Source organism: Mycolicibacterium stellerae (genome assembly GCF_003719305.1).
GTDB lineage: Bacteria > Actinomycetota > Actinomycetes > Mycobacteriales > Mycobacteriaceae > Mycobacterium > Mycobacterium stellerae.
This window is the reverse complement of the sequence record NZ_RARC01000013.1, coordinates 56820-81146: the sequence shown is the minus strand read 5'-3', so window position 1 is coordinate 81146 and position 24327 is coordinate 56820. Positions and strand designations below refer to the sequence as shown.

Sequence of the window (24327 nt, the reverse complement as noted above, 5' to 3'; positions counted from 1 at the left end):
AGCTACCAGACGCCGCCACCGGTCCCGCGCAAGCGGTGGGCGATCTTCGGCGCTGCGATGAAGCGGATTGTGCCCGCAGCATTGCTGCTGACGATTGGAACCGTTCTGGCTTCGACCCCGATTGCGCACGCGGACAACAAGCGTTTCAACGCCAGCGTGGTCGAGGCCGTCTATGTCCTGCAGCATCAGGCGGGTTGTACGAATCGCCTTCACGTCAGCCCGCAGCTGCAGCTCGCTGCGCAATGGCACGCCGCGGACGTACTCACCAATCGTGCGCTCGACGGCGACCTGGGGTCCGACGGCTCGACGGCCCAGAGTCGTGCCGCGGCAACCGGTTTCAGAGGTGACGTCGCCGAGACGGTTGGCATCAACCCCGCCCTGGCTATGAGCGGTATCGAACTGCTCAACCAGTGGTACTACAACCCGGCCTACCTGGCCATCATGCAGGATTGCGGTCACTCCGAGATCGGCGTGTGGTCGGAGAACTCACTCGATCGGACTGTGGTCGTGGCGCTCTACGGTCGACCGGACGCGGCGTGACAACCAAGCGCAGGCGACGTATTCGTCGACGACCATGACCACACCGCAGCTTCGGCCGCATCTGAACCCTGACGTATCCACGCGAAGGTCACATCGGGAGGACACCGTGAAAGTCAGCATCATCTTCCTGCGCGTCGCGTTGGCCTGCGTGTTCGCCGTCTGCTTCTGGCAAAGCGCTGTCGCGAAGGCAGCCGCCGTCGAGTACCTGATGGTCCCTTCGGCGGCCATGGGTCGCGACATTCCGGTGGCGTTCCAGGCCGGCGGACCACATGCGGTTTATCTTCTGGATGCCTTCAATGCAGCACCCGATGTCAGCAATTGGGTGACGGCGGGCAAGGCCATGGAAACCCTTTCGGGGCAGGGCATCTCGGTGGTCGCGCCTGCGAGCGGCGCCTGGAGCATGTACACCGACTGGGAAATGGACGGTAGTCGCCAGTGGGAGACGTTTTTGTCCAGCGAACTGCCCGACTGGCTCTCCGCGAACAAGGGGCTGGCGCCAGGCGGGCACGGGATCGTCGGCGCGGCCCAGGGGGGCACCGGCGCACTGATGATGGCGGCGTTTCACCCCGACCGATTCCGGTACGCCGGATCGATGTCGGGGTTCCTGACCCCGTCGGCCACGACTTTCAATGGTGCGATCACCGAGGGCATGGCTCGGTTCGGTGGAGTGGACACGCGTGCGATGTGGGGTGCGGCCCAGTTGGGTCGCTGGAAGTGGCACGACCCCGACGTGCACGTGGGGCTGTTGGTGAACAACAACACTCGGCTCTGGGTGTTCAGCCCCGGCACCCTGACGTGCAGTGACCCGGCCGCGATGATCGACCATTGCGATCAGGCGCAGGGCAGCAACCGAAGCTTCTTTACCCACTTCCGGTCGGTCGGCGGTACCAACGGTCATTTCGACATCCCCGTTGGCGGCCAGCACGACTGGTCTAGTTGGGGACCACAAGTGGCCAAGATGTCCGCTGATCTCGTCGCCTCCATCAGGTGAGCGATCACCGCGTGGACCTGCTGCCTCCCCTTCCGATCCGAGTTGGGATAGTGCCTGCCCTACGTGTGACGTGTACGCACGACGCAGCAGGCACGGATACCGATAGGTGGCTTTAGTGAAGTACTCAGCACCAGAAGTCGATTCGGCGTCGGAACCGGTGGCCATTTGCCGCCAACCCGACGGCAGAACTGCGTCACCAAGGCTCATTGCCGCGCCGGGTCGTTGCACAGCCTGGCGGAGCTGGACTCTCGGCGCAGTCACCCTGGCCGCGGTCTTGACCGTCCTCGCCCCGACGCAAGCGTCGCCCGCATCCGCGACGCCGGCACCCGAGGTCGAATACACCTACAACGTGGTCGTGCGCCGTCACTTCGACTTCCCCTACGGCGACGCATTGGGGTACGGCCACGAAATCTGTCATCACGTTGCCAACGGTGAGAGCTACGCCAACGTGATGAGCGACGTCGAACGAGACGTCAGTCCGAATGACGAGCAATCAGCGAACTACATCGTGTCCTACGCGGTCGGCATCCTGTGCCCCGCCCAGATCTCGCAGCTCCGGAATTCGGCAGCGGGCTACCAGCCTCCCGTGGGTGGCTGAGCCTCGCGACCGCCCACCGCTGGGCTGTCCAGCGGGATCTGGACGGCATAAGTGTAAGCAGAATCAAACGCCTCGTTTAGGCTACGCCATGTGCATCCTTGAAGTTTTGGTAGGCGGGCGACCCGGCGCATACCTGCAGATAACCGCATAAAACGGATGTTCCGAGGACCGCGAAGGCTCTACCCAGGCGATCTTGAAGAAAGAAAGACACTAGCCTTATGCCCACTATCTGCTTACAGTAGAGCGGTGTCTGCAGAAGGGCGGACCGTTCTCGAAGGAGTCAGTAAATGTCCATCAATCGGATCGACCACGCCGCCATTCGCGTCAAAGATCTCGGTGAGGCGCTGGAGTGGTACGAGGGCGTCCTCGATCTGATCGTGCTGGACCGCAATGCCGATCGCGCGCTGTTGACGTGTGGCGGCGACGAAGCGGACATCACGCTGATCAACGGTGGACAGGCAGTCGAGAGCTTCGCCTTCGGCGTGGACCACGGCGACGACCTCGACGCGATCATGTCGCGATTGAACAACAGCGGCGTCGAATACAGCCGGTACAAGGACGCAGACCGCCCCGGACACGGTGAGATCCTCGGCTTCGATCTTCCCAGCGGACACCACATGGAGTTCGTCGTCGCCGACGGCGCTCGTACCGCCGGGGTCACCAACTTCACCTCCGACGGCTCGGCCCGTCCGACCGACATCGACCACATCAACATCCTCGGCGACCTGAACCCCCGCGAGTTCGCAGAGTTCATGAAGATGGTCCTCGGATTCAAGTTGTCCATCGCCCTGACCATCGCGGGCAACTGGGCAGGATCATGGCTTCGGGCCAGCAAGCTCGATCACGACATCGCCTACATGCAGGCCATTCATCCCGGGGATCGCCTGCACCACATCGCCTTTGCGATGGAAGACGGCAACCACTACTTCCGTTTGAGCGACCGACTGGTCGAAAATGGGCATCGGTGGGAGTGGGGACCTGGTCGCCACATGGCCGGCGGTACGTACGGAACCACGAAGGGTTTCGGGACCAACACCTTCGCCTACGTACTCGATCCCACCGGAAATCGTAACGAGTTCAGCGGCGGCATGGACGAAATGGACGACGATGCATCGGTCGTCAACGACACCAGCCCGGAGAAGCTCCCGGAGTTCATGAACGGTTGGTCCTACGGAATCCCAGAGACCTTCCTGTCCACCGGTACCTAGCCCACGCCGACGCCACCGCGAAGGGAGAACTGCATGCCGTCCCCTGACCCACAGCCGGGACCCCACGTCGAGCCATCTAGTGCCAGCGCCCTGACACAAGCCGTGCATCAGAGTTGGTGGAACGTCGATCGGAACCACGGTGTGGGCAATGAACTGCTCTATACCGAACAAGGTGTGTGCGTGATGCCGGCTCGGACGATGACGGGCAGAGCGGAAGTTGCGGAGTTCTTCGCGGCCCGACGAGCCAACGGGCCACGTCTATCTCGGCATCTCGTCTCGAACCTGGTCACCGATGTCGTGGACCACCTGAACGCCTCGGCGACGTACGTGATCACGCTGTACGCCCAAGACGGCGAGGCGCCGTTGGCGCTCGCCCCACCCACAATGATCGCGGATGCCACCGATCATTTCGTTCGTGACGACGACCGCTGGTTGATCCAACGTCGGGTCATCGAACCGGTGTTCGTTTCAGCGGGCAGCAGCCCGATCCCCTTGCCCCGCAACTGAAGTGGTACCGCCAGCAGTGAGTTCGGCGATGTGCCTCCTCGTCGGCGACGTCTGTAGTAGTTACCGGTCATGACTGCATCACCGTTCACCGAACCCGGCCCACCTCCACCCTGGGAGGTCGGTGTTCATGGAAAGCTGGCGCCGCGGACCATTGGTGAACTGGCGCGCCTGTCCGAAGAGCTCGGCTATGGCGGATTCTGGTTCAACGTCGTCGGCACCGAAGTCGACCCCGTTGCCCGCCTCGCCAGCGCGTACGCGAGCACCCGCCGGATGGAAATCGGCGTTGGCGTCATTCCACTGGACACGCACCCCGCGGAGGTGTGGGCTCCCAAGATGGCTGCCGAGGAGTTGGATTCGTCGCGCGTCACAGTGGGGGTGGGTGCCGGCGCGGCCGCGCGCGGGCAACTGCGTCTGGTTGGCGCGGCGATCGACGTCATCCGCAAAGAGTTGCCGCACACCCGTGTTGGCGTGGGCACCAAGGGCCCTCGCATGCTGGAACTCAGCGCGCGTTCAGCAGATGCCGTCATCTTCTCGATGCTCACCCCGGCCGAAGTGCGGGCGGCAGTGGCGAAACTGCAGACAACGACTACCAACCCGGGGTTTTTCACCCATGTCTATCACCGAGTCGTCGCGACGGGCCCGGAAGCGGAGCGTCAGTTGCTGGAGGAGATGGCTGCCAACGGTGTAGACGTGACCTCCACCCGCTCTGGTTCCCCCCCACCGTTGCTCGGCAGCATTAGTGACGGCGCTGCAGATTTGGCAATGCAGCTGGACCATTGGGGCAACCCCGCCCCGGCAAGGATCATTCTCCGGCCGGTGGTGGACTGGAACGACATCGGGGAGGTCCGAGCAGTGCTGGCGCGACTCAGTCCCCGCGAGGTGGCCACAGCGTAGTCCTGCACTCGATTCGATTGCAGGCTCGAGCTTTTCGCTTACCGGAGTCAGCGCTACGCGTGGCTCCTGGCGACGATGCGACTGGTGGCGGTTCGCAGCACGCGACTGTCATGGCTGCTGTCAATCAACGAGAGCGTCACGGTGCTGACCTTTGAGATGTGTTGCGCGACGAGATCGGCGCACACCGCCCCATCGCGGTCTTCGGCAGCTCGCCGTATCGCGGCGTGGTCGGCGTCAGCCAATCGCGCCACGGCATCGAGATCATCGTTCTTCCCGATCATCAGTCTGCGATACCGTTCCGCGGTCTGCCACAGATCATCGGCCGTTCGCCTGACCCGCTCACCCGCGTGGGAGAACATCAACGAGTGGAAGCGCTGATGCGAGGCCGCGGCGCACACGAAGTCCAATTCTCGGTTCAGCCGAGAGGTCTCCTGCTCGGCCGTGATTATCTGCACCAGATCCTCGTCGGTCAGCAGCGGGACGGACAGCCGCACGGCCATCGGTTCGACCGCCAGTCGCAACGCGCACAGATCCTCGAAGTCGCCCAGTTCCAACGGTGCTACGCGGACCTGCCGGTTGTGCTCGGCTCGAATCAAGCCTTCGTTCTGAAGCATCCGCAGCGCTTCACGCAACGTCGGACGTCCGATGCCGAGGCGATCGGCGAGCTGGACTTGAGACACCCGCCCGCCCGGAGGTAAGTCGCCCGACAGAATGGCCGCGCGCACCTTCCCGTACGCCCACATGGCGCCACCCTGCTCCGCTGTCATGTCATCCATCGAGGAGCCTTTGCTCATAGTCATTGGTGTTGTCGTGGATGGTTCTGTCGGCAGTTCGTAGTTCGACGACTTCTGCAGACCGCTCACATCGGGGCAAGTCTACCGCGCGACGCCGCACACGGGGTGATCTGAGTTTGCCACGAGGTTCGGTACGTCGGATTTTGCCGGTCGGGCAAAACTGCGCGCCTTCACCAACTGCGAGATTCCCTACTGCCGACATTACGTGCTCGACCGGCGTCTGCAGGTCGCGCTCGGTGCCAGCGCGTCGCATGGTGACGAGCCTACTCGATGCGGCCGACGGATAGATCCATCATTTTTTGACTCCCGACCACGCCAGTGGCCCGCCCAGTGTGTAAGCAGTTAGGTAGGGACGGCACCCCGTGACCCCCGCCCTGGGGAAAGCGCTCGAGACGGCTGAAGGCCGCTTCGATCGCGCCCCGGCGCGTAGCTGCATCGAGCGGACCGCTAGCTTGACAACCGTGAACTGCTTACAGTTTCCTTGATGGTGGCAGATAGGGGAGAACCGATGGGTAAAGAAGTCCACATCGCCGGCGTGGCGATGACACAGTTCGGCATCTTTCCCGACCGGTCGATCGTCGACATGACGACCTCGGTCGTCAACGACGCGCTCGCCGATGCGGGGTTGACTGCGTCCGACGTCGGCTGGGCATTTTTCGGCAACACCACCCAAAGCCTGCTGGAGGGCCAGCTGATGACCGGCGGCCAAATCGCCCTGCGCCCGTCGGGAATCGCAGGCATCCCGATCGTCAACGTGGAGAATGCCTGCGCCACAGGGACAACGGCGTTCACCCTCGCGGTGAACCAAGTGCTCTCGGGCACCTGTGACGTCGCGCTCGCGGTCGGCGTCGAGCGCATGAATATCGGAGACCGGGCCAAGACCATGTCGGTGTTCGACGGGGTCGCCGACGTCAACAATCCCCAGCGGGTGTTCGAGGAGATCGACGACATCGGCGGGGCCATCGACGATGCCGAACTCGGTGCCCGCAGCCCGCTGATGGACGTCTACGCGGCGTTCGCGAGACTGCACATGAAGACCTTCGGGTCGACCGTGGAGCAGCTGGCGGCGGTGGCATCGAAGAACCACGGCCACTCCGTCCACAACGAACGTGCCCACTACCGCAAGCCGATGTCGATCGAGGACATCATGAACGCGCGCAAGCTTGCCCATCCGCTCACGGTCCCCATGTGTGCGCCGGTGACCGACGGCGCCGCGGCAGCCATCGTGTGCCTCCCCACTGGGGGAAAGGTCCCCTCCCGGTCGGTCCGGGTGAGGGCGAACGGCATCGCCACCGGACTGGACCGCGAATGGGCCGACTACTCCCAACATGTGACCAAGCGGGCCGCCGACCGGGCGTACGAGCGGGCCGGTGTCAGCCCGGGCGAGGTCGACGTCGCCGAGGTGCACGATGCCACCGCGTTTGGCGAACTGCTGGTCAGCGAGTTGGTCGGATTGGCTCCTATGGGGATGGGGGGGCCGATGGCTCTGCAGGGCGCGTCCTCCCTCGGCGGGCGCATCCCCATCAATCCCTCGGGTGGCCTCGAATCCAAGGGACACCCGTTGGCCGCTACCGGACTGGGACAGATATTCGAGATCGTGACCCAGCTCCGCGGCGAGGCCGGTGGGCGTCAGGTACCGGGAGCTCGCATCGGGCTCGTGGAGAACGGCGGCGGGTACCAGCGCGGTGAGGAAGCCGTCGCTGTCGTGACGATCCTGGGCGGCTGACGTGCGCATCACCGACTTCTTCGACCGCGGCTGGCGCCTCAACCGCAACGGCGCCGCGTTCGTGATGGACGAGCGCACCTACAGCTACACGCAAGCCGGCGAGCTGTCGTGTCGAATCGCGCAGGCCTTGTCCGCCAACGGATTCGCGGCCGGTACCAAGGTCGCCGTGCTCTCGCCCAACGACCCGCTCGGCATGATCTGCGTGTTGGGTCTGTGGCGCGCCGGGTGCACCTGGGTGCCGCTCAAGGCCGACATTCCCACCGCTGAGTCGATCGATCTGCTCAGCCGGTTCGACTGCGAGTTGATCCTCTTCCACAGCAGCCAGCGCGAAGCGGCCCAGCAGATGGCCGCCGTCACCCCATCGGTTCGCGAGACCATCTGTTTCGACGTGGGCTTGGAGCCCTGGCTGGCCGGCCATCCGGCCACCGACCCGGAACCGCCACATCAACCGGATGAGGTCATCGCGATCATGGCCACCGGTGGCACGACGGGGCCGTCGAAGGGTGTGATGATCACCCACCGCAGCATGTCGGCGGCGCTGACGCACATGCTGTTGGCGTTTCACTATCCCGAGAACACACCGATCGTCAACCTGGCGGCCGCACCGCTGACCCACACCGCCGGATTCCTAGCCATGCCTGCGCTCACCCGCGGCGGCACCGTCGTCTTGATACCGAGGGCAACGCCGGATGGGGTCGTCGACGCCATCGAGCGCCATCACGTGACCGAGGTGTTCCTTCCCCCGACCGTCATCTACCGAATGCTCGAACTCGACGACATCCGGCAGCGGGACCTCTCCAGCCTGCGCTACCTGCTCTACGGCGCTGCGCCCATATCCGTCGCCAAGCTTCGACGCGCCATCCAGGTGTTCGGGCCGGTCATGATGGGCGGATATGGCCAGACCGAAGCGTTCGGCTCCATCGCCTACCTTCGGCCAGAGGAACACTTCGAAGACGGTGAGATCGCATCCGACCGACGCCTGTCGTCGGTCGGGCGTCCCTTCCCTCTGTTGCGGGTCGGGATCTTCGAGGGCGGCCGCGAACTTACCGCCGGCGAGTCCGGCGAAATATGCGTCAGGGGCGACAACGTCATGGCCGGCTATTACGGCGATGCCGCCGCGACTGCGTCCACGGTGGTCGACGGCTGGCTGCTCACCGGTGACGTCGGGCATGTCGACGACGACGGGTACCTGTACATCACCGACCGCAAGAAAGACCTCATCATCACCGGCGGGTACAACGTGTACCCGGCAGAGGTGGAGAACGTCGTGCTCGGCCACCCCGCCGTTCAGGACTGCGCCGTCGTGGGTGCACCCGACGCGGACTGGGGCGAGGCGGTGACCGCTGTCGTCGAATTGGTCCCCGGTCAGGACGTGACAGCAGACGAACTGATCGCCATGTGCAAGGCCAAGCTCGGCTCCGTCCGTACACCCAAGGCGGTCGACGTCGTCGACAGCTTGCCACGCAGCTCGGTTGGCAAGGTGCTACGTCGTGAGGTGAGAGCCCGGTACTGGGCCGCGCTGGAGCAGAAGATCTGAGCGCCGAGCAGCTCGTCGGCCCCGTCGTGGTTCGTTGTCACGGAGTCGTTGTCATGGACTTCCTACCGGCACGGCGTGTGCGTAACGCCCCCGGTGAAACAGCAGCGGCTCCCGTGCGCCGTCAGCCTCGAGGTGATGAACGGCCCCGACGACGATCTCGTGGTCGCCGCCAGTGTGGGACGTCTCGATGCTGCAGTCGATCCAGGCGCAGGCGCCGACGATCATCGGCAATCCCAGCCGTGATGTTCGCCATTCCACGCCGCTGAACTTGTCGGTACCGCTTCTGGCGAATCTGGCGCAGATGTCCTGTTGATCGTGCGCAAGGACGCTCACGCCGAAGTTCCCGCCTCGAGCGATCTGCGGCCAAGTCCGTGATGTGAGCGCGGGCAAGATGACCACCATCGGCGGATCGAGGGACAACGCGGAGAACGACTGGCAGGTGAAACCAACCGGCCTGCCCTCGCAGACGCCTGTGATGATCGTGATGCCTGAGGCGAAGTGCCCCAACACCGAGCGGAAATCCTGCGGCGTAGGCGGTGCAGCGGTCAAGGGCCGACATCCTCTCTTCTCGTGCAGTCCTGGCGCGCCCAGCCATTTCACTTGCGCGCCCGGAGCAAATTGCGCCCACTGATCGGCGCATCCCGGACATATTCCGAAAGACAAACTGTCATCAGTTTAGGACCAAAGCAGCCAGGCCTCAATGCAGTTTTCCGAGTTATCTGCAGTTTAAAAGCATCCATCGGGAATCCGGCCAATATTCTGCTTGCAGATCGATGTAGACCTCAGGCCCAGGATGGGTTAGATTCGAAGGTGTTCGGCCGGAGGACTCGGAGACCGCAGGCAGGGCTCAGCGTTGACGGCATCACGGCTACACGGTCATTTCAGGAGCGTCGCGTGTCTGAGCACGACTCCGCGGGAACACCGGGCGAGGGCAGCCCCTGCAGGGCGTTGCGCGTAGCCCTGGCGCTGAACTCCTCGGGCCATCATCCCGCGGCGACGACTGAAACCGTCGCAGAGCGCTGGATAGAACTGGGTGCCAGTCGGGCGGCCATCGGCCCCGTCGTTCGCGTCTCCGCTACAGACCTTCGTGACGCGGCTCGCCGCGCCAGAGCGCTACGTGCCGATGCGGCCCGGCAGGCCATCGCCGCCCCCGTCATCTTCCTCGAAGTGGGTGTGCTGATCGATCCCGAGCCGCGCCGCGCCCTTCGTGCGCTCGCTCGGCTGGACCGAGAGACCGACCAGACGGCGTCCTTGCGGTACGTCGGATCACCGCGCGGTCTGGCCGGTTTCGCTGCCGACATTCACGCCCTCGACATCGCCGACGGCATAGCGGTGCTGCCGTTGACCATGCCCGGTTCGGCAACCCACGTCATCGACGGACTACTCGAGGCGCTCGCCGAGATGGGCTTTGAGAGCGCTCCCGAAGCAGTCGGCGCGGCCCGCCGCTTTCTCGTCGGAGCCGTCGCGTGAATGGCGGGGCGCGACCAGCTCGAGGCACCCAGCGCTAGACAAGTTGACGATTCACGTCGGCCGAGATCGGTTCGGCCGCAAATGTAAACCTGGTGATGAAAGGAAGGCTCGTCGAGATGAGACTCGCACTGTTCAATGGCGGGAAACCCGGCGTGGTGACAGGAGATCGCGTCGTCGACGTGAGCCATCTCGTCGACACGGCGCAGCCCGCCCGTGATCTCCTCCCCAGCTTGATCGGAAGCTTCGCCGACCACCGACAGGCGTTGGAGGCGGCCGCACGCTCTGACAACGGGGTGCCGCTGGCGTCTGTCACTCTTGATGCCCCCCTGCCACGGCCGACGAAACTGCTTTGCGCACTAGGCAACTATCTCGAAGGCGTCGGGGGGGAGATCAAGCCCGTTGGGATGTTCCTGAAGGCATCGACTTCGGTCATCGGCCACGGCGGGGTGGTGCGGTTGCCCGACGTCCCGGCCAGCGTGTTTCAGCACGAAGCCGAACTGGCGGTCGTGATCGGTCGGCGGGCACACCAGGTGCTCGAGTCCGAGGCGATGGACTACGTCTTCGGCTACACCGCGCTCATCGACGTCTCCGCTCGAGGCGTCAGCCAGGCAGCCGGACTGGCCGACAAGAGCTTTGACACCTTCGGCCCCCTCGGACCGTGGATCGTCACCGCCGACGAGGTCGGCGACGCCAGCGATCTGGCCATTCGCCTTTGGGTCAACGATCACCTGCGCCAGGACTATCGCACCAGCGACATGGAGAATCCTATCGCGCGGCTCATCTGGTGGGCGTCATCGATCACCACACTGGAACCCGGCGACGTGATCTCTTGCGGGACCAATCATCAAGGGTTGGGCCCACTGCAGGACGGCGACCACGTCCGCCTCACGATCGACAAGATCGGGTCTCTCGAGGTGACGGTCCAGGACCCCGTCGGCCGCACCTGGCCATCCGAGATCGACACCGACCTCGCCGCCCACATGCGCGCTCAGCGACTCAGCAGCGCCCACCTCACGCCGCCGGCCCCATACCGTCCCAACGCAGGCATCGAACTGCACGCCGCGGCGGAATAGCCCAGTCGAAGTTACTCAACAGCGACCCTCGAAGATTAGAAGATTAGGAGTGCAGCTATGCCTCAGAACGTCATGACGGGCAAGGCCACGGCGATTCCCGCGCAAGTCATGTTCGACGGCCGCGTGGCACGCAGCGCCATCCAGACCGACAACGCCATGGTGGTCTTCAACTATCTCGATGACATGACCGAGGACATCCCACCGCACGACCACCCGTTCGACCAACTCGCGCTGATCTTCGGTGGCGCCATGGAGTTCATCGTCGACGGAGAGAAGTACATCGTCGAAGACGGCGGCTATTTGTACATTCCTGCGGGTCTGCCGCACACCGGTAAGGCTCTGGGCAGCGGGCGCGTCCTCAACATCGACGTCTTCTCCCCCGCTCGCGCTGACTTCGCGCACCTCGTGGAATGGCAAGGCGACAACACGTAAAGCCGCTTCGGTCCCCGCATCGGGCCGGTACTCATTCCTGGCTGCGATAGGGCCGAGGCGATGGGGACCGGTCAGCCCGACCCCGCAAGCGCGGCCGTGACCATCCGTACCGCGGCGTCCCTGGCCCCCCGGATGTCGAAGGTGCCGGGGTCGACCAGGTACTGCAGCGCCACGCCGCGGATGACTCCTTCGAGCAACGCCGCATACGAAACGGGTTCAATACTGCTGGCGACGCTGCCGTCCGCGCGCCCACGTTCGATCCAGTCGTACAGTTCCTGGCGCATCTCCGCGTATCGCTGGCTCACCGCCGCCTTGACCTCAGCGGCGTCGGCGTCGGCGCTGACTGCCAGGACGAGCATCACGGCTGCCGGTTTCGGGTTGACGGTCAAGCGGTCGAAATAGGAGGTGATCATTCCCAGGATCGCGTCCAGACCCGTTGCAGCCTCCTTCAGCGGCTCGAGAGCTTCGGCGCTGAAGGTGTCCCGTGTCGATGCGATGACGGCCTCGATCAGTTTGGCCTTCGACCCGAAGTGATAAGTGATCAGCCCCCTGCTGACCCCGGCACAGTCCTGAATGCGGGTGAAGGTGGTGCGCTGATACCCCTCCTCGGCCAGGAGTTTGATGGCGGCGTCGATGATCAGCTTCCGCGCAGCCTCGCTGCGTTCGTCCTGTGTTGAGGTATGGGGTGCCGGCATGGTCGCATCTTGCCGGATCAGTTGACCAACAGTTCGACGATGGTGGCGTTGGCCGTGCCGCCAGTTTCACACATGGTCTGCAGACCGTATCGAATTCCGTTGTCGCACATATGGTGTATGAGTCTGGTCATCAGGATTGCTCCCGATGCGCCCAGCGGATGGCCTACGGCGATCGCGCCACCGAGCGGGTTCAGCCGCTCCTCGTCGGCTCCCAGGTCCTTCGCCCACGCGAGCGGCACGGTGGCGAACGCCTCGTTCACTTCGTAGGCCCCGATGTCGCGCAGCCGCAGACCCGACTTGCGGAGCAGCTTGTGCGTAGCCGGCATCGGCCCCTCGAGGACCGTTACGGGATCGGCGGCGCTGACCGCACCGCTGTGATACCGCACCAATGGGGTCAGCCCGAGCGCCTTTGCGCGCTGCGGTGTCGTCACCAGGAGTGCTGCAGCGCCATCGGAGATCTGTGATGCGTTGCCTGCATGGACGACTCCGTCCTGATGACGACCGATTGGCTTCAGCTTCGCCAGCGACTCGACCGTGGTACCGCGCCGCAATCCCTCGTCGCGCGTCACGATCCCGGCGTTCGTGGTGACCGGAACGATCTGCTCGTCGAACGCCCCACTGTCTATCGCAGCGGCCGACCGTTCGTGCGAGCGTGCACTGTATTCGTCCAGCATCGACCGCGACAAGCCGTGGCGCTTGGCCATGATGTCGGCACCGTCGAGTTGGTTGAAGTCGACCACCCCGTACCGCTCGAGCACGGTAGGCCCATACGGCTGACCGGTGGCCCGCGCCGCGCCCAGGGGCACCCGACTCATTGTCTCGACACCGCCGGCCACCACCAGCTCCTGCTGCCCCGCCATGACGGCGAACGCGGCGTGATCCAGCGCCTGCTGGCTGGACCCGCAAGCGCGGTTGACCGTCACCGCCGGAACCGATTCCGGCCACCCGGCGGCGAGGACGGCGAAGCGGCCCACGTTGCTGGACTGGTCGCCGAGTTGGGTCACACATCCCCATTGGACGTCGTCCACGTCGACGGGATCGATACCCGTCCGCTTGACCAACTCGTTCAAGACCAGCGCGGACAGATCGGTGGGATGGATACCCGACAGCGCACCATTGCGCTTGCCGATGGGGGTGCGTGCTGCAGCGGCAACCACGGCTTCAGGCATGTCGTCTCCTCGGGCCGTGTTGCGCCCGCATCAGGCGCCGGTCCATGTGGGGCTGCGCTTTTCGGCGAATGCGCGCGCCCCCTCGGCTGCGTCGGCGGAGGCGAATACCGGGTCGGTGATCTCCCGCTGGCGAGCGAAGACCTCGTCGGCACCCCAGGCTCGCGACTCCTCCGCGATGCGTTTGGTGGCCATCAGGGCCAGGGGCGCGTTGGCCGCGATGCGCTGGACGAGCCGAACCGCCGCCTCCAGTGCCGTGCCGTCGGACACCACCTCGTTGACGAGTCCGAAGTGCAATGCGTTCACCGCGTTCAAGGGCTCACCGGTGAGAAGGAGCTCGAGGGCGACGGCGCGTGGCAGCCGCTGCGGCAGCCGAATCGCTCCACCTGCCCGCGCCACCAATCCGCGACGGACCTCCGGAAGCCCGAACCGCGCGCCCGCACCGCACACCACGAGGTCGCATGCCAGTACGAGTTCGAAACCGCCGCCGAGCGCCCACCCCTCGACGGCCGCGACGAGGGGCTTACACGGCAGCTTCTCCACCAGCCCGCCAAAGCCACGTCCGTCGATGGTCGCCGACTCACCCTGCGCGAGACGCTTGATATCCGCTCCGGCGCAGAAGGTTTCATCAGTGCCGGTGAGGATGCCGACCGCAAGATCGGAACGTGAATCGAGTTCGTCGAGCCCGGCGGCGATACCTCGAGCCATCTCGATCGTCATGGCATTGCGAGCCGCAGGCCGATTCATCCTCATCACGAGGACGTTGCCCGTCACCGACGTCTCGAGGGGTTCTTCCGGTGCGGTCATCGGGGCGCCATTCGGATGGACCCGTCGAGCCGGATGGTCTCGCCGTTGAGATAGTCGTTCTCCAGAAGCTCCACGGCGAGCCGGCCGTACTCCGCCGGTGATCCCAGGCGTCGTGGGTACGGCACTGACTGTGCCAACCCCTCGCGGATGTCATCGCGCAGCCGGGCCAGCATCGGCGTGTCGAAGAGTCCGGGGGCGATGGTGTTCACCCGAATGCCCCACGACGCAAGGTCCCTGGCGGCCACCAGGGTGATGCCGTGAACAGCGGCCTTGGATGCGGTGTACGACGTCTGTCCCACCTGACCGTCGAAGGCGGCCACCGACGCGGTGAGGACGAAGGCGCCCCGACTTCCCTCGGGGAGTTCGTCGTTGCCCGCCATTCGGGCGGCGCAGAGCCGCAGGACGTTGTACGTACCGAAGAGGTTGGTCCGCACCATGTCGGCGAAGGCGTCCAACGGCGCCGGATTACGTTCCCGATCCAGGATGCGGAGCCGATCGCCCCCGCGACCGGCAGTATGAACCACCCCACGCAGCGGTCCGGCCTCTCCGGCCGCATCCAGCGCCGCGGCTAGTTGCTCCTCATCGAGGACGTTCGCCGCGAGGAAGTGGGCACCCAGGTCCGTGATGGCGCCCCGGCCGGCAGTGGGCAGATCTGCGACGAACACCGTTGCGCCGCGGTTGATCAACGCCGCAGTGGACGCCAGCCCGAGCCCCGAGGCTCCACCGGTGACCAGCGCTACCTGACCCGCCAAGTCCATGTGTTCTCCTTCGCTCAGGTGCGGTGAACCGAGTGTGTCATTTTCCTTGCTGGCTGTCCAGTAAGTGTGTAGCGTCGTGCCTGTGACGGAGTCAGTCAAGGTCAGCGCATCGAGCCAAATGTCGGTCGGTGGCAGGGATCATCCAGCCAGCGGCGTCTTCGACGTCCTCAATCCGGCCACGGGCTCGGTTCTCGCTCATGCGCCCGCGTTCGCACCGGAGGATCTGAGCCATGTCTTCGGCGTGGCAGAGTCGGCGTTCCAGACGTGGCGCAGCGATGAATCCGCGCGTCGCGCGGCACTTCGGGTCGCGGCTGACGCGCTCGAGACCGCCGAGGACGTCTTGGCCACGCTGCTGACCGCGGAGCAGGGCAAGCCGCTGAGGGAGGCACGTTCCGAGATCAAGGTCAGTGCCACGTGGTTGCGGTATTACGCGGATCTCGAGGTACCGCGCGAGATCATCCGTGACGACGAGCGCGGTTACGAAGAAGTGCTCCACCGCCCGCTAGGCGTAGTCGCCGCGATCACTCCGTGGAACTACCCGGTCACACTCGCGGTGTGGAAGATCGCCCCGGCGTTGCGGGCAGGCAACACCATGGTCGTCAAGCCCTCGCCCTACACGCCTTTGACCACGCTGGCCATCGGCGAGTTGTTGCGCGGTGTGCTCCCCGACGGCGTCTTCAACGTCATCACCGGCGTCGAGCCGCTCGGTGCGGACATGGTCGCCCATCCCATTCCCCGCAAGGTGACCTTCACCGGGTCGACGCCAGTAGGCAAGCGGGTCGCGGTATCGGCCGCCGGCGATTTGAAGCGGGTGACGCTCGAACTGGGCGGAAACGACCCGGCCATCGTGTTGCCCGGGGCCAACATCGAGCGCATCGCGAAGCGACTGTTCTGGGGGGCTTTTCGCAACAGCGGGCAGACGTGCTTCGCGATCAAGCGCGTGTATGCCCACGAGAGCATCCACGACCAATTGGTCGATGCCGTTGCAGCGATCGCGCGCACGGTCACCGTCGATGACGGAATGGCCGACGGCGTCGAACTCGGGCCGATCAACAATAGGCCGCAACTCCAGCACGTCGACGACCTGGTGCAGGATGCGCTGCGGTCGGGCGGCCGCGCTGCGGCGGGCGGAACGCGGATCGACCGGCGCGGTTATTTCTTCGAGCCCACGATCATCGACCGCGTCGAAGACGGCGTTCGCGTCGTCGACGAGGAACAGTTCGGACCCGTGCTGCCGATCGTGGAGTTCAGGGACACATCCGACGCAGTGGCACGCGCCAATCACTCCCCGTTCGGGCTCACCGCATCCGTGTGGTCCGAAGACACCGAGCGCGCCATGGAGGTGGCCGCGCAGTTGGACAGTGGCCAGGTGTCGGTCAACAGCCACGGCGCGGGCGTGCAGCCCCACCTTCCGTTCGGCGGCCACAAGTGGAGTGGTGTCGGCGTGGAGAACGGCATCTGGGGACTGCACTCGTTCACCGACACCCAGGTCGTGACCGGCCCAGCCCGCCGGCGCGAGGAAACAGAGCGGACGGGAGCGAAATGACCTCGGCCGCAACGTTCGAAACTAGCGCCGACCGGAGGGGGCCGCTGGCCGACGTCACCGTCGTGGCCGTCGAGCAGGCGGTATCCGCGCCGATGTGCACCCGCACGCTCGCCGATCTCGGTGCCCGCGTGATCAAGATCGAGAACCCCCGCGGAGGCGACTTCACTAGAGACTACGACGACGTCGTCAACGGGATGGCGGCGCACTTCGTCTGGGCGAACCGCGGCAAGGAGTCCGTCAGCCTCGATCTGAAGAGGCCCGCGGGCATGGAGATCATGCACCGAATGCTGGCATCGGCCGACGTGTTGATCTCCAACCTCACTCCCGGTGCCACCCGCCGCCTCGGAATCGACGCGGAGTCCCTGAAGGCCCGCCACCCGCGCCTCGTCTCCTTGGAGATCTCGGGCTACGGCAGTGACGGTCCGATGGCCCACAAGAGGGCATACGACCTACTCATCCAGGCCGAGAGCGGTACCTGTGCCACCACGGGACTGCCGGGTCAACCGTCGAAGCCGGGTCCGGCGATCGTTGACGTCTCCACCGGCCTGTACGCGGTGATCACCATTCTGGCCGGCCTGCACGCGCGCGGGCACTCCGGCGCCGGGACGTCCTCGTCGGTCGCAATGTTCGACGCCGCAACCGAACTCATGGGCTACGCGCTGACGCACGCGCGGTATACGGAGTCCAATCAACCTCCGGTGGGCATGGGCTCTCCCGCGTTGGCGCCGTACGGTGCCTACGGCACGCTGGATCTGCACACGGCCGTGCTTGGCACCACCAACGACGCCGAGTTCCGGCGGCTGTCGACGATGATCGGTCGACCCGAGCTCGCCGACGACGACCGCTATCGGCGCAACGTCGATCGGGTCGCCAGACGGGGTGAAGTCGACGAGATCGTGGCGGCGTGGTGCGCGCAGCGACGGCTGGCGGACATTCAGGCGGCAGCAGACGAGGCCGGTATCGGCAACGCCCGGTACAACACGCCGCTCGATGTCGTCGACCATGCCGAGCTCGCCGCTCGCGGACGATGGCAGGAGGTGTCGTCGCCCGTCGGATCGGTGACCTCCCTGCTGCCACCCCCGGTTATCTCGGGGCACTCGGCATGGATGGGTCCCATCCCGGCGCTGGGGGAACACACCTCGACCGTGCTCGCCGAGCTCGGCTACACCGATGAGGACATCAGCTCGTTCAGAGAGGCTGGCACGATATGACACCCTCCATCGTCGCGGTGCGCTCACTGATCGACGACACCTCGAGCGTTCTGGGCGATCTCGCGCTCAGCGACTGGTCGATCGACAGCGCCTGCCGCGGTTGGCGGGTCCAGGATCTGGTCACCCACATGGCGTTCTTCCTGAACACGATTGCCGATCCCCGACTGACGCTGCCTCCCAACCCGGACGGCACCACCGAGTCACTCAACGATGCCGCGGTGTACGAACGGGCAGAATGGTCACCGCAGCGGGCCCTTGAGTACTACACGGCGCAGGCCGAAGCCGGGTTCCGCGCGTTAGTGGCACTGCAGGAAGAACCGTTGCGAAGCAAGACGATTCGTCTCGGCGAACTGGGAACCTACCGGCTGGCGCAGCTCGCCGACGCCGTGGCCTTCGACCACCTCGTCCACCTGACCTCCGACCTGCTTCTCCCACATGGCCCCGTCGCCGGAAGCGCGAGTGTCGCTGAGGCAATCGATGCGACGATCGACTGGATGCTGGCTGGGCTGCCCCAGATGTGCCCACGCCGGCTGCATCTCGCCCTCGGCGACGATCCCGTAGGCGTTCGCCTCGTGGGCGAGACCGAGCGCGCCTTCACCCTGTCGCGGGACGGCGACGCGGTCGTACTGACCGAGACGGCCGACCTGCCCGCCGAGACGGCGACGACGCGAGCCACGGACTTCCTCAGGTGGGCGACCAAGCGGTCGTCCTGGCGTCCCGTCGTCGCGATCACCGGACGCCGCGAGCTCGTCGCGCCGATCCTGGACGCGATCCGGGTCATCTGAGCAAGCGTCACACCACTACCAACGGAGGTACCGTGCAACATCTCGAAGGTCGAGTCATCCTGATTACGGGCGCCGCCAACGGCTTTGGACGTCTTATTGCCGGCAAGTGCGCCGCCGGCGGCGCCAAGGTGGTCGGCGTGGATCTTGACGAGGCGAAGCTCGCCCAGGTGGTCGAAGCCATCCGTGCAGCTGGCGGCGACGCGTCGCACTTTGTCGCGGACGTCACCGATCTCGAACAATTGCAGGCGGCAGCTCGACACACCGTCGACACCTACCGGGCGATCGACGTCATCGTGAACAACGCGGGCATCATGCCGCTGGCGTACTTCCGCGACCACCACCGGGCTGTCGAGAAGTGGCACCGCGCAATCGACATCAACATCAAGGGAGTCCTTAACGGGATTTGCGCCGTCTACGACCAGATGATCGAGCAGGGTCGCGGGCAGGTCGTCAACATCTCCTCCATCTACGGCAACGCCGGAGTCGAAGGCGCGGCCGTCTACAGCGCGACCAAGGCCGCAGTCACGACGCTGTCGGATTCATTGCGGATCGAGACGAAGGGAAGGATCAAGGTCACCACGGTCAAACCGACGGGTGTCTTCGGTACCAACGTTCATACCGGGATGGTCGACCGGTCGGCCCTCGTCGGCCTGGTTGGTCAGCGTGCGGAGACCTTCAACGAGCGGCTGTCCGCCTACGTCAAGCGTGAGCTGCCGCCGGAGCTCACCGATCGAGACTCCGTGCAGTACTGGGTGATCAAGCCAGACGAGCTCGCTGACGCCGTCGTGTACGTCATCGATCAGCCGTGGGGAATCAGCATCAGCGACATCACCGTGCGCGCCAGCGGTGAGGACTACGTGTACTAGTTCCCGGCACTGTGCATGTCTCGGCAGACTCTCTGATTACTGTGCCGTCCAGCCACCGTCGACGAGCAGCAGGTGGCCGGTGATGTATCCCGCAGCGTCGGAGGCCAGGAAGCAGGCGGTGCCTGCCACGTCCTCCGGTGTGCCCACCCGATTGGCCGGAATGAACGCAAGGGCAGCTGCCTCCCCTGCGGCTGCGGCCCCGCTCAGGACGGGCGCGTCTGCGCCGAGGAACTGCTGTGAATTGGCGAGGAACCCGGTACCGATGAGACCAGGGGCGATTGCGTTGACGGTGAGCCCCCGTGGGGCGTAGGTCAGCGCCATCTGTTTGGTCAATCCGACGATCCCGTGTTTGGCCGCGGTATAGGCGGGCCCGCCACCCGAGCCCACGACACCGGCGATCGAGGAGATGTTGACGAGGCGGCTGGCCTGGTGACTCAGCAGGTGAGGCAGCACCCGCTTGGTCATATTGAACGTTCCGGTGAGATTGACCGAGATCACGCGGTTCCACAATGCCGCGGACATGTCTTCGAGGCTAGCAAACCCGTCGATGATGCCCGCGGCGTTGATCAGGATGCTCGGAGCGCCGATCTTGTCCGTCAGCTCGGTGACCGCGGCGTCCACGTCGTCCCACACGCTGATGTCGGCTCGCGCCGCAGCCACGGTGTGCCCGTCCGAACTCAGTTCGGCCACGAGCTCGTCGACTCCCGCGCGCTGTACGTCGATCAAGCCCACTGCTGCGCCTCGACCGGCCAAGGCCATGGCAATGGCCCGGCCGATGCCTGAACTGGCTCCAGTGACTATCGCGCTACCGGCCACCAGTTCGGTCATGCTCGATGTCTCCACTCTCGTTGTGCGATGCGGTGCCGGGAAGTCTGGACGCTTCGCGCCAGGTCACACGAAGTGCGTGATGTTGGGTTGGTCGCTCAGTGCCCGACCAAGGATTTCGTTGGTGAGCTTGGTGTTGAGCATGGGGTGTCGGGTGACGACCGAGAGATCCCGCCAAATCCGTTCCAGTGGAGCTGTTTCAGAGAACATCGCACTGCCGGCAATGTCGAGCAAGGCGCTCATGCCGGCCCTGACCTGACTGGCGGCGAAACCCGCATCGGCCCGGCAGCGAGCACGCTCGTTGTACGTCATCGGACGCTGCAGTGTCGTCTCCTCCAGCGCCGCGATCCCGCGCCGGGTCTGCAGTCGTGCGCTGTCGAGGAGCATGCGCGCCTCCCCGAGCTGGCCCAACACCACCGAGGAATCGACCTGCCGCGGAAAATCGAACTCCGCGACACCACGCTTGCCCATGTTGGCAGCCACACCCTCGAACAGCGCCTCGGCCCCACCCAGGGCCGGTCCCATCAGGCCCAGACCGAACTGCGGCGCGAACTCCCAGCGCTCGGCGGGTTCGGTGTCCGGGCCCCAGAACTCCTTCTCGGCGATCTCCGACTGCAGGGCGATGAGGTGATCGGGCACGAATACGTCCTCCGCGACGATCATGTTGCTGCCGGTCCCCCGCATACCGGTCACGAACCAGGTCTCCATGATCTGGATGCCGTCGTCATCCGAGATCGGCATGAACGCCGAACCGACACCGGCCGGGTTGCCGTCGCGCTCCTGCAGCAGACAGCCCACCATGCCCCAATTCGAATGCAGCGAACCCGACGCCGACGGCCACTTGCCGTTGACCACCCAGCCACCCTCGACGCGCTTGGCGGATCCCTTGGCCGCCAGCACCGAGCACATCCTCAGGTCCTCCACCGACCCCAGAACATGAGCCCGACCCTCGTCGCCCAGCGACATCATCGCCACGTGGTTGACGCATCCGATGATCATCTGCACCCATGCAGTCGACAGACAACCCTTGCCCAACTCGAACTGAACGTCCGAGTAGTCTGCCATCGTCAGCCCAGCCCCGCCGCATGACTTCGGCATCGTCAACTTGAACATGCCCGCGTCGATGAGTTCGCGAACCGTCTCCTCGGGAAGCCGACGCTCACGATCCGCCCACGGTGCCCTCTCTTCCAGGCGGGGACGCATCTCGCGCGCGATCGAGACGTAATCGGTTGCGGCGGTGGCGGTGTCGGCCGCCGACTGGACATCTACAACGGACATCAGCGACTCCCTCATCCACGTTGATCAGGTCACACACTACCACAAGGGTCGATTTCGGTCACTAAAATCGATCTTTTAGCCGAGCAACGCGAACAGTGCCCTTGAGCAGGAACTGGAGGCGGTGACGTGATCGCGGACGCGAACCGAGCGTCCTAGTCTGTGACGAACGCGCCGCGCTCTTCGAGTCGTTTGGCGGTGTCCTCTAGGTGGCGGGTCATCCCCTCGATGTGCTGGGTTGCACGAGCCACAGCGGCGTCGGCGTCGCGCGCGAGCGCAGCCTCCAGAATCGACGTGTGCTCCTGCGCAGTAATGGACGACATCTGCTCGCCGGGCCCCGACCAGGAACGATAGATCTCGGAGGCATCGAAGAGTTGCCGGCGCAGATGCCGAATTCGACGATGGGGGCAGCCGGCCGCCAACGCCTCGTGGAACCCTCCATGCAGCTTCATCCACTCGGGATTGTGGCCGCCATGGCCGTCGAACATCGGAGTCGCGTTCAACCGATGATGCACGGCGACGAGTTCGGACTCCCATGCGATGTCCCCGTGGACAACGGCCTCGCGCACCACCAACGTCTCGATGTAGACGCGCGTCCAGCTCAAGTCGACGAGATCCTCGACAGACAGTTCCGGCACCGAGAACCCGCGTTGCGGGACCGCGTCGAGCAGGCCCTCGGACGCGAGCCGCGCAGCCGCTTCGCGAACGATCGAGAGGCTCACCCCCTCCGCTTTTGCCCGATCGCTGAGATGCAACCGCGCACCCGGACGCAGGGCACCGTGGATGATGTCGTCCCTGAGGGTCTGATAAATCGTCTCACCGAGCGATACCCCCTTGCCGCGCGCGCTACCCGCGCCATCTGCCCGTCGGCTCACGCGAACGGCACCTCGGCCTTGCCCGAAGCGCCGGGATGGACGTCGCGCGAGCGGGAAGCAGTCTGGATCGGCGACACCGACGCCGAAACTGTCCACGCGCCGACGTCGCCGACGCTGATCACAGCGACCGCCCTCTACGACTGACGACAATGGCCATCCAAAGAGCTCCAATCCACCTAGCTCGGAACCCTATCAACGCGGTTGATTCGACGCTCTCGGCAACGCCGAGCGAGTCGTTGTTGCTGCAGAGTCGGGCTGTCGCCGTTACCGCGTCTCTTGTCGGGAGGCATCTGCGCGAGTCCTCGTTGCATCTTCCGCCACGGCCGCCTCTGGCCGGGCCGCACACAAGGGGCGCGGTCCCTAGAATGTAAGCAGTTGCCCGAGGTGTGACAGGTTCATCTTCATTAGCCAAGAACAGCGTGCAATACGAACCGCTGCTGAAAAAGTGGCTATCGACAGGGCGATCTACTGAGGCGTCGGGCCGAACAATGGGCGCGAGATCGAGGGTTGACAATTCATTCTGCTTACACTTAGCTCAGGATCACCGACATGATCGCTTCACGGAAGGGTTGGGGTTGCGGGATGATCCGGTGGTCACCCGTGCCGCCGCCCCAAGGTGTTGGACCGTGGTGCGTTTCAGGCGGCTCGGCGCCGCGCCTGGCAGGCTCCGGGAACCCCCGCTACACCTGCGGAACATGGACGCCGACATAGGCGGTGGGTAACGAAGTCACGGCGTCTCGCCGTAACGCAGGGTCCGCAAACGGTATCCAACGCCTTCGATTTACAAGCAGCGCAGGACTTGGACAAACCTGAACCCGGTGGATCTACCGAAAGGAACGACGCCATGTCAATCAATCGCATCGACCACGCAACCCTCAAGGTGGACGACCTCTCGGGGTCTCTCGAGTGGTATGTGCAGGGACTCGGGCTGAAGGTGTTGGACAAATCCTCGGACACCGCGCACCTAGGCGTTGGCGACGACCACACCGCACTAACTCTGGTCGAAGGCGGCAAAGGCCTGGTCTCATTTGCGCTTGGGGTCGACTCCGACGATGATCTCGACACCTACGCGGCGCGACTGCACGACGCCGGCAACACGACCGACCGCCGTCACGACGTGAGCCGGATCGGTGCCGGGCAGATCCTGCGGACCGAACTTCCGTCAGGTCATTGCATTGAGTTGCAGACCGGATCCGGCGGTCGCACTGCTGGACTCCCGAATGCCGCTTCGTGGGATCACAGTTCGCGAACCTCCTTGGGGCTGGATCACATCAACCTGGTATCTGATGACACCAAGAGCCTGCTGTCGTTTCTGACCACCACGCTCGACTTCCGGACCAGTCAGGTCATGCTCGCGTCGGGCGACGAAGACGGGTGGAGCATCTTCTGGGCACGCACGTCGTCGGACTATCACCACGACATCGCCTGTGTCGAAGCGCCCAATACTCGAGGCGGGCTTCATCATCTAGCGTTCCTCGTCGACGGAATCGAACATATGAAGCTAATCTGCGACTCACTCGCGGAGGTGCAGCGCGTCGTCGAGTACGGACCGGGTCGACACCCCGAAGTCAACCTCTTCCTCTACGCATTCGACCCCTCGGGGAATCGGATCGAGTTCGCCGCAGAGATGCCAAAGATCCCGGCCGACCAAGGCACCGAGTGGAGTTCACCCGAGCTCCTGATGAACTCTTGGTCGCCGTGGGTACCGGACACCTTCTTCACCAAGTGGTCATAGGCGTCAATCGACA

General features: G+C 64.8%; 26 protein-coding genes. 17 read left to right on the top strand and 9 right to left on the bottom strand.

The window, feature by feature from the left end; translation table 11 throughout:
* Nucleotides 1-57 precede the first annotated feature (57 nt).
* The 6 genes from D6M19_RS17720 (at nucleotide 58) to D6M19_RS17695 (ending at nucleotide 4738) form a co-directional block, all read left to right on the top strand.
* Entirely contained in the window at nucleotides 58-540 is a 483-nt protein-coding gene (locus D6M19_RS17720) for a CAP domain-containing protein (RefSeq protein WP_123026615.1), read from the top strand.
* Between the two features lie 127 nt (nucleotides 541-667).
* Complete coding sequence (locus D6M19_RS17715; RefSeq protein ID WP_407665361.1) at nucleotides 668-1531, top strand: alpha/beta hydrolase-fold protein; 864 nt, start codon at nucleotides 668-670, stop codon at nucleotides 1529-1531.
* Nucleotides 1532-1805: 274 nt separating this feature from the next.
* A complete protein-coding gene (locus D6M19_RS17710) occupies nucleotides 1806-2129 on the top strand; it encodes a DUF732 domain-containing protein (RefSeq protein ID WP_234834910.1) in 324 nt (107 codons plus the stop codon).
* A 287-nt stretch (nucleotides 2130-2416) separates the two neighbouring features.
* Nucleotides 2417-3337 carry a VOC family protein gene (locus D6M19_RS17705; protein ID WP_123026549.1) on the top strand — a complete coding sequence of 307 codons (921 nt, stop codon included), beginning with the start codon at nucleotides 2417-2419 and terminating at the stop codon, nucleotides 3335-3337.
* Nucleotides 3338-3370: 33 nt separating this feature from the next.
* Nucleotides 3371-3844, top strand: a complete 474-nt coding sequence (locus D6M19_RS17700; protein WP_123026548.1) for a nuclear transport factor 2 family protein — start codon at nucleotides 3371-3373, stop codon at nucleotides 3842-3844.
* A gap of 69 nt (nucleotides 3845-3913) precedes the next feature.
* Complete coding sequence (locus D6M19_RS17695; RefSeq protein ID WP_123026547.1) at nucleotides 3914-4738, top strand: LLM class flavin-dependent oxidoreductase; 825 nt, start codon at nucleotides 3914-3916, stop codon at nucleotides 4736-4738.
* 53 nt (nucleotides 4739-4791) lie between these two features.
* On the opposite strand, the gene D6M19_RS17690 is transcribed toward D6M19_RS17695, so the two are convergent.
* On the bottom strand, nucleotides 4792-5514 hold the full coding sequence (locus D6M19_RS17690) for a GntR family transcriptional regulator (RefSeq protein ID WP_164478553.1): 723 nt from the start codon (nucleotides 5512-5514) through the stop codon (nucleotides 4792-4794).
* 526 nt (nucleotides 5515-6040) lie between these two features.
* Between D6M19_RS17690 and D6M19_RS17685 the strand changes: the two genes are divergently transcribed.
* Both D6M19_RS17685 and D6M19_RS17680 read left to right on the top strand, forming a co-directional pair.
* Nucleotides 6041-7258, top strand: coding sequence for a thiolase family protein (locus tag D6M19_RS17685; protein ID WP_123026545.1), 1218 nt, complete (start codon nucleotides 6041-6043; stop codon nucleotides 7256-7258).
* Nucleotide 7259: 1 nt separating this feature from the next.
* Nucleotides 7260-8795 carry a class I adenylate-forming enzyme family protein gene (locus tag D6M19_RS17680; protein ID WP_123026544.1) on the top strand — a complete coding sequence of 512 codons (1536 nt, stop codon included), beginning with the start codon at nucleotides 7260-7262 and terminating at the stop codon, nucleotides 8793-8795.
* Between the two features lie 51 nt (nucleotides 8796-8846).
* Here the strand turns inward: D6M19_RS17680 and D6M19_RS17675 are convergent, their stop codons facing one another.
* Entirely contained in the window at nucleotides 8847-9344 is a 498-nt protein-coding gene (locus D6M19_RS17675; RefSeq protein WP_123026543.1) for a flavin reductase family protein, read from the bottom strand.
* Between the two features lie 345 nt (nucleotides 9345-9689).
* Between D6M19_RS17675 and D6M19_RS34280 the strand changes: the two genes are divergently transcribed.
* From D6M19_RS34280 to D6M19_RS17660, 3 genes are all read left to right on the top strand, one after another.
* Nucleotides 9690-10265: a hypothetical protein gene (locus D6M19_RS34280; RefSeq protein WP_164478552.1), complete on the top strand. Its 576-nt coding sequence runs from the start codon at nucleotides 9690-9692 to the stop codon at nucleotides 10263-10265.
* Nucleotides 10266-10381: 116 nt separating this feature from the next.
* Nucleotides 10382-11338, top strand: coding sequence for a fumarylacetoacetate hydrolase family protein (locus tag D6M19_RS17665; protein ID WP_164478551.1), 957 nt, complete (start codon nucleotides 10382-10384; stop codon nucleotides 11336-11338).
* A 57-nt stretch (nucleotides 11339-11395) separates the two neighbouring features.
* Nucleotides 11396-11770, top strand: a complete 375-nt coding sequence (locus D6M19_RS17660) for a cupin domain-containing protein (protein WP_123026540.1) — start codon at nucleotides 11396-11398, stop codon at nucleotides 11768-11770.
* Nucleotides 11771-11841: 71 nt separating this feature from the next.
* Here D6M19_RS17660 and D6M19_RS17655 read toward each other — a convergent pair whose 3' ends face one another.
* The 4 genes from D6M19_RS17655 to D6M19_RS17640 are packed head-to-tail and all read right to left on the bottom strand — an operon-like array spanning nucleotide 11842 to nucleotide 15196.
* Complete coding sequence (locus tag D6M19_RS17655; RefSeq protein WP_123026539.1) at nucleotides 11842-12465, bottom strand: TetR/AcrR family transcriptional regulator; 624 nt, start codon at nucleotides 12463-12465, stop codon at nucleotides 11842-11844.
* Between the two features lie 17 nt (nucleotides 12466-12482).
* The gene (locus tag D6M19_RS17650; RefSeq protein ID WP_123026538.1) at nucleotides 12483-13634 is read right to left on the bottom strand and encodes a thiolase family protein; all 1152 of its coding nucleotides are present in this window, start codon (nucleotides 13632-13634) and stop codon (nucleotides 12483-12485) included.
* A gap of 30 nt (nucleotides 13635-13664) precedes the next feature.
* Nucleotides 13665-14438, bottom strand: coding sequence for a crotonase/enoyl-CoA hydratase family protein (locus D6M19_RS17645; RefSeq protein ID WP_123026537.1), 774 nt, complete (start codon nucleotides 14436-14438; stop codon nucleotides 13665-13667).
* A complete protein-coding gene (locus D6M19_RS17640) occupies nucleotides 14435-15196 on the bottom strand; it encodes an SDR family NAD(P)-dependent oxidoreductase (RefSeq protein ID WP_123026536.1) in 762 nt (253 codons plus the stop codon). The genes D6M19_RS17645 and D6M19_RS17640 overlap by 4 nt, the downstream gene beginning before the upstream one ends.
* An 82-nt stretch (nucleotides 15197-15278) precedes the next feature.
* Here D6M19_RS17640 and D6M19_RS17635 point away from each other — a divergent pair, with 82 nt between their 5' ends.
* Genes D6M19_RS17635 through D6M19_RS17620 form a run of 4 tightly spaced genes read left to right on the top strand, consistent with a single transcriptional unit; the run spans nucleotide 15279 to nucleotide 19604 of the window.
* A complete protein-coding gene (locus D6M19_RS17635; protein WP_234834909.1) occupies nucleotides 15279-16742 on the top strand; it encodes an aldehyde dehydrogenase family protein in 1464 nt (487 codons plus the stop codon).
* Nucleotides 16739-17953, top strand: coding sequence for a CaiB/BaiF CoA transferase family protein (locus tag D6M19_RS17630; protein ID WP_123026534.1), 1215 nt, complete (start codon nucleotides 16739-16741; stop codon nucleotides 17951-17953). The genes D6M19_RS17635 and D6M19_RS17630 overlap by 4 nt, the downstream gene beginning before the upstream one ends.
* Nucleotides 17950-18738: a maleylpyruvate isomerase N-terminal domain-containing protein gene (locus D6M19_RS17625; RefSeq protein WP_123026533.1), complete on the top strand. Its 789-nt coding sequence runs from the start codon at nucleotides 17950-17952 to the stop codon at nucleotides 18736-18738. The genes D6M19_RS17630 and D6M19_RS17625 overlap by 4 nt, the downstream gene beginning before the upstream one ends.
* A 32-nt stretch (nucleotides 18739-18770) precedes the next feature.
* Entirely contained in the window at nucleotides 18771-19604 is an 834-nt protein-coding gene (locus D6M19_RS17620; RefSeq protein WP_123026532.1) for an SDR family oxidoreductase, read from the top strand.
* 36 nt (nucleotides 19605-19640) lie between these two features.
* On the opposite strand, the gene D6M19_RS17615 is transcribed toward D6M19_RS17620, so the two are convergent.
* The 3 genes from D6M19_RS17615 to D6M19_RS17605 all read right to left on the bottom strand — a co-directional run bounded on the left by D6M19_RS17615 (nucleotide 19641) and on the right by D6M19_RS17605 (nucleotide 22579).
* Entirely contained in the window at nucleotides 19641-20432 is a 792-nt protein-coding gene (locus D6M19_RS17615; protein ID WP_123026531.1) for an SDR family NAD(P)-dependent oxidoreductase, read from the bottom strand.
* Between the two features lie 63 nt (nucleotides 20433-20495).
* Nucleotides 20496-21707 carry an acyl-CoA dehydrogenase family protein gene (locus tag D6M19_RS17610; RefSeq protein WP_164478550.1) on the bottom strand — a complete coding sequence of 404 codons (1212 nt, stop codon included), beginning with the start codon at nucleotides 21705-21707 and terminating at the stop codon, nucleotides 20496-20498.
* Between the two features lie 152 nt (nucleotides 21708-21859).
* Complete coding sequence (locus D6M19_RS17605; protein WP_164478549.1) at nucleotides 21860-22579, bottom strand: GntR family transcriptional regulator; 720 nt, start codon at nucleotides 22577-22579, stop codon at nucleotides 21860-21862.
* Here D6M19_RS17605 and D6M19_RS34560 point away from each other — a divergent pair.
* The gene (locus D6M19_RS34560; protein WP_206428563.1) at nucleotides 22484-22723 is read left to right on the top strand and encodes a hypothetical protein; all 240 of its coding nucleotides are present in this window, start codon (nucleotides 22484-22486) and stop codon (nucleotides 22721-22723) included. The two genes, D6M19_RS17605 and D6M19_RS34560, sit on opposite strands and share 96 nt — an antisense overlap.
* 700 nt (nucleotides 22724-23423) lie before the next feature.
* Nucleotides 23424-24314: a VOC family protein gene (locus D6M19_RS17600; RefSeq protein ID WP_123026528.1), complete on the top strand. Its 891-nt coding sequence runs from the start codon at nucleotides 23424-23426 to the stop codon at nucleotides 24312-24314.
* The last annotated feature ends 13 nt before the right edge of the window (nucleotides 24315-24327 follow it).

Excerpts from the sequence above, each read along its gene's own strand:
- D6M19_RS17600 (WP_123026528.1), top strand. The coding sequence starts at position 23,424 with ATGTCAATCAATCGCATCGACCACGCAACCCTCAAGGTGGACGACCTC.
- D6M19_RS17690 (WP_164478553.1), bottom strand. The coding sequence starts at position 5,514 with ATGGATGACATGACAGCGGAGCAGGGTGGCGCCATGTGGGCGTACGGG.
- D6M19_RS17615 (WP_123026531.1), bottom strand. The coding sequence starts at position 20,432 with ATGACCGAACTGGTGGCCGGTAGCGCGATAGTCACTGGAGCCAGTTCA.
- D6M19_RS17645 (WP_123026537.1), bottom strand. The coding sequence starts at position 14,438 with ATGACCGCACCGGAAGAACCCCTCGAGACGTCGGTGACGGGCAACGTC.
- D6M19_RS17695 (WP_123026547.1), top strand. The coding sequence starts at position 3,914 with ATGACTGCATCACCGTTCACCGAACCCGGCCCACCTCCACCCTGGGAG.
- D6M19_RS17665 (WP_164478551.1), top strand. The coding sequence starts at position 10,382 with ATGAGACTCGCACTGTTCAATGGCGGGAAACCCGGCGTGGTGACAGGA.
- D6M19_RS17630 (WP_123026534.1), top strand. The coding sequence starts at position 16,739 with ATGACCTCGGCCGCAACGTTCGAAACTAGCGCCGACCGGAGGGGGCCG.
- D6M19_RS17610 (WP_164478550.1), bottom strand. The coding sequence starts at position 21,707 with ATGTCCGTTGTAGATGTCCAGTCGGCGGCCGACACCGCCACCGCCGCA.
- D6M19_RS17685 (WP_123026545.1), top strand. The coding sequence starts at position 6,041 with ATGGGTAAAGAAGTCCACATCGCCGGCGTGGCGATGACACAGTTCGGC.
- D6M19_RS17625 (WP_123026533.1), top strand. The coding sequence starts at position 17,950 with ATGACACCCTCCATCGTCGCGGTGCGCTCACTGATCGACGACACCTCG.
- D6M19_RS17660 (WP_123026540.1), top strand. The coding sequence starts at position 11,396 with ATGCCTCAGAACGTCATGACGGGCAAGGCCACGGCGATTCCCGCGCAA.
- D6M19_RS17705 (WP_123026549.1), top strand. The coding sequence starts at position 2,417 with ATGTCCATCAATCGGATCGACCACGCCGCCATTCGCGTCAAAGATCTC.
- D6M19_RS17655 (WP_123026539.1), bottom strand. The coding sequence starts at position 12,465 with ATGCCGGCACCCCATACCTCAACACAGGACGAACGCAGCGAGGCTGCG.
- D6M19_RS17650 (WP_123026538.1), bottom strand. The coding sequence starts at position 13,634 with ATGCCTGAAGCCGTGGTTGCCGCTGCAGCACGCACCCCCATCGGCAAG.
- D6M19_RS17700 (WP_123026548.1), top strand. The coding sequence starts at position 3,371 with ATGCCGTCCCCTGACCCACAGCCGGGACCCCACGTCGAGCCATCTAGT.
- D6M19_RS17720 (WP_123026615.1), top strand. The coding sequence starts at position 58 with ATGAAGCGGATTGTGCCCGCAGCATTGCTGCTGACGATTGGAACCGTT.
- D6M19_RS17640 (WP_123026536.1), bottom strand. The coding sequence starts at position 15,196 with ATGGACTTGGCGGGTCAGGTAGCGCTGGTCACCGGTGGAGCCTCGGGG.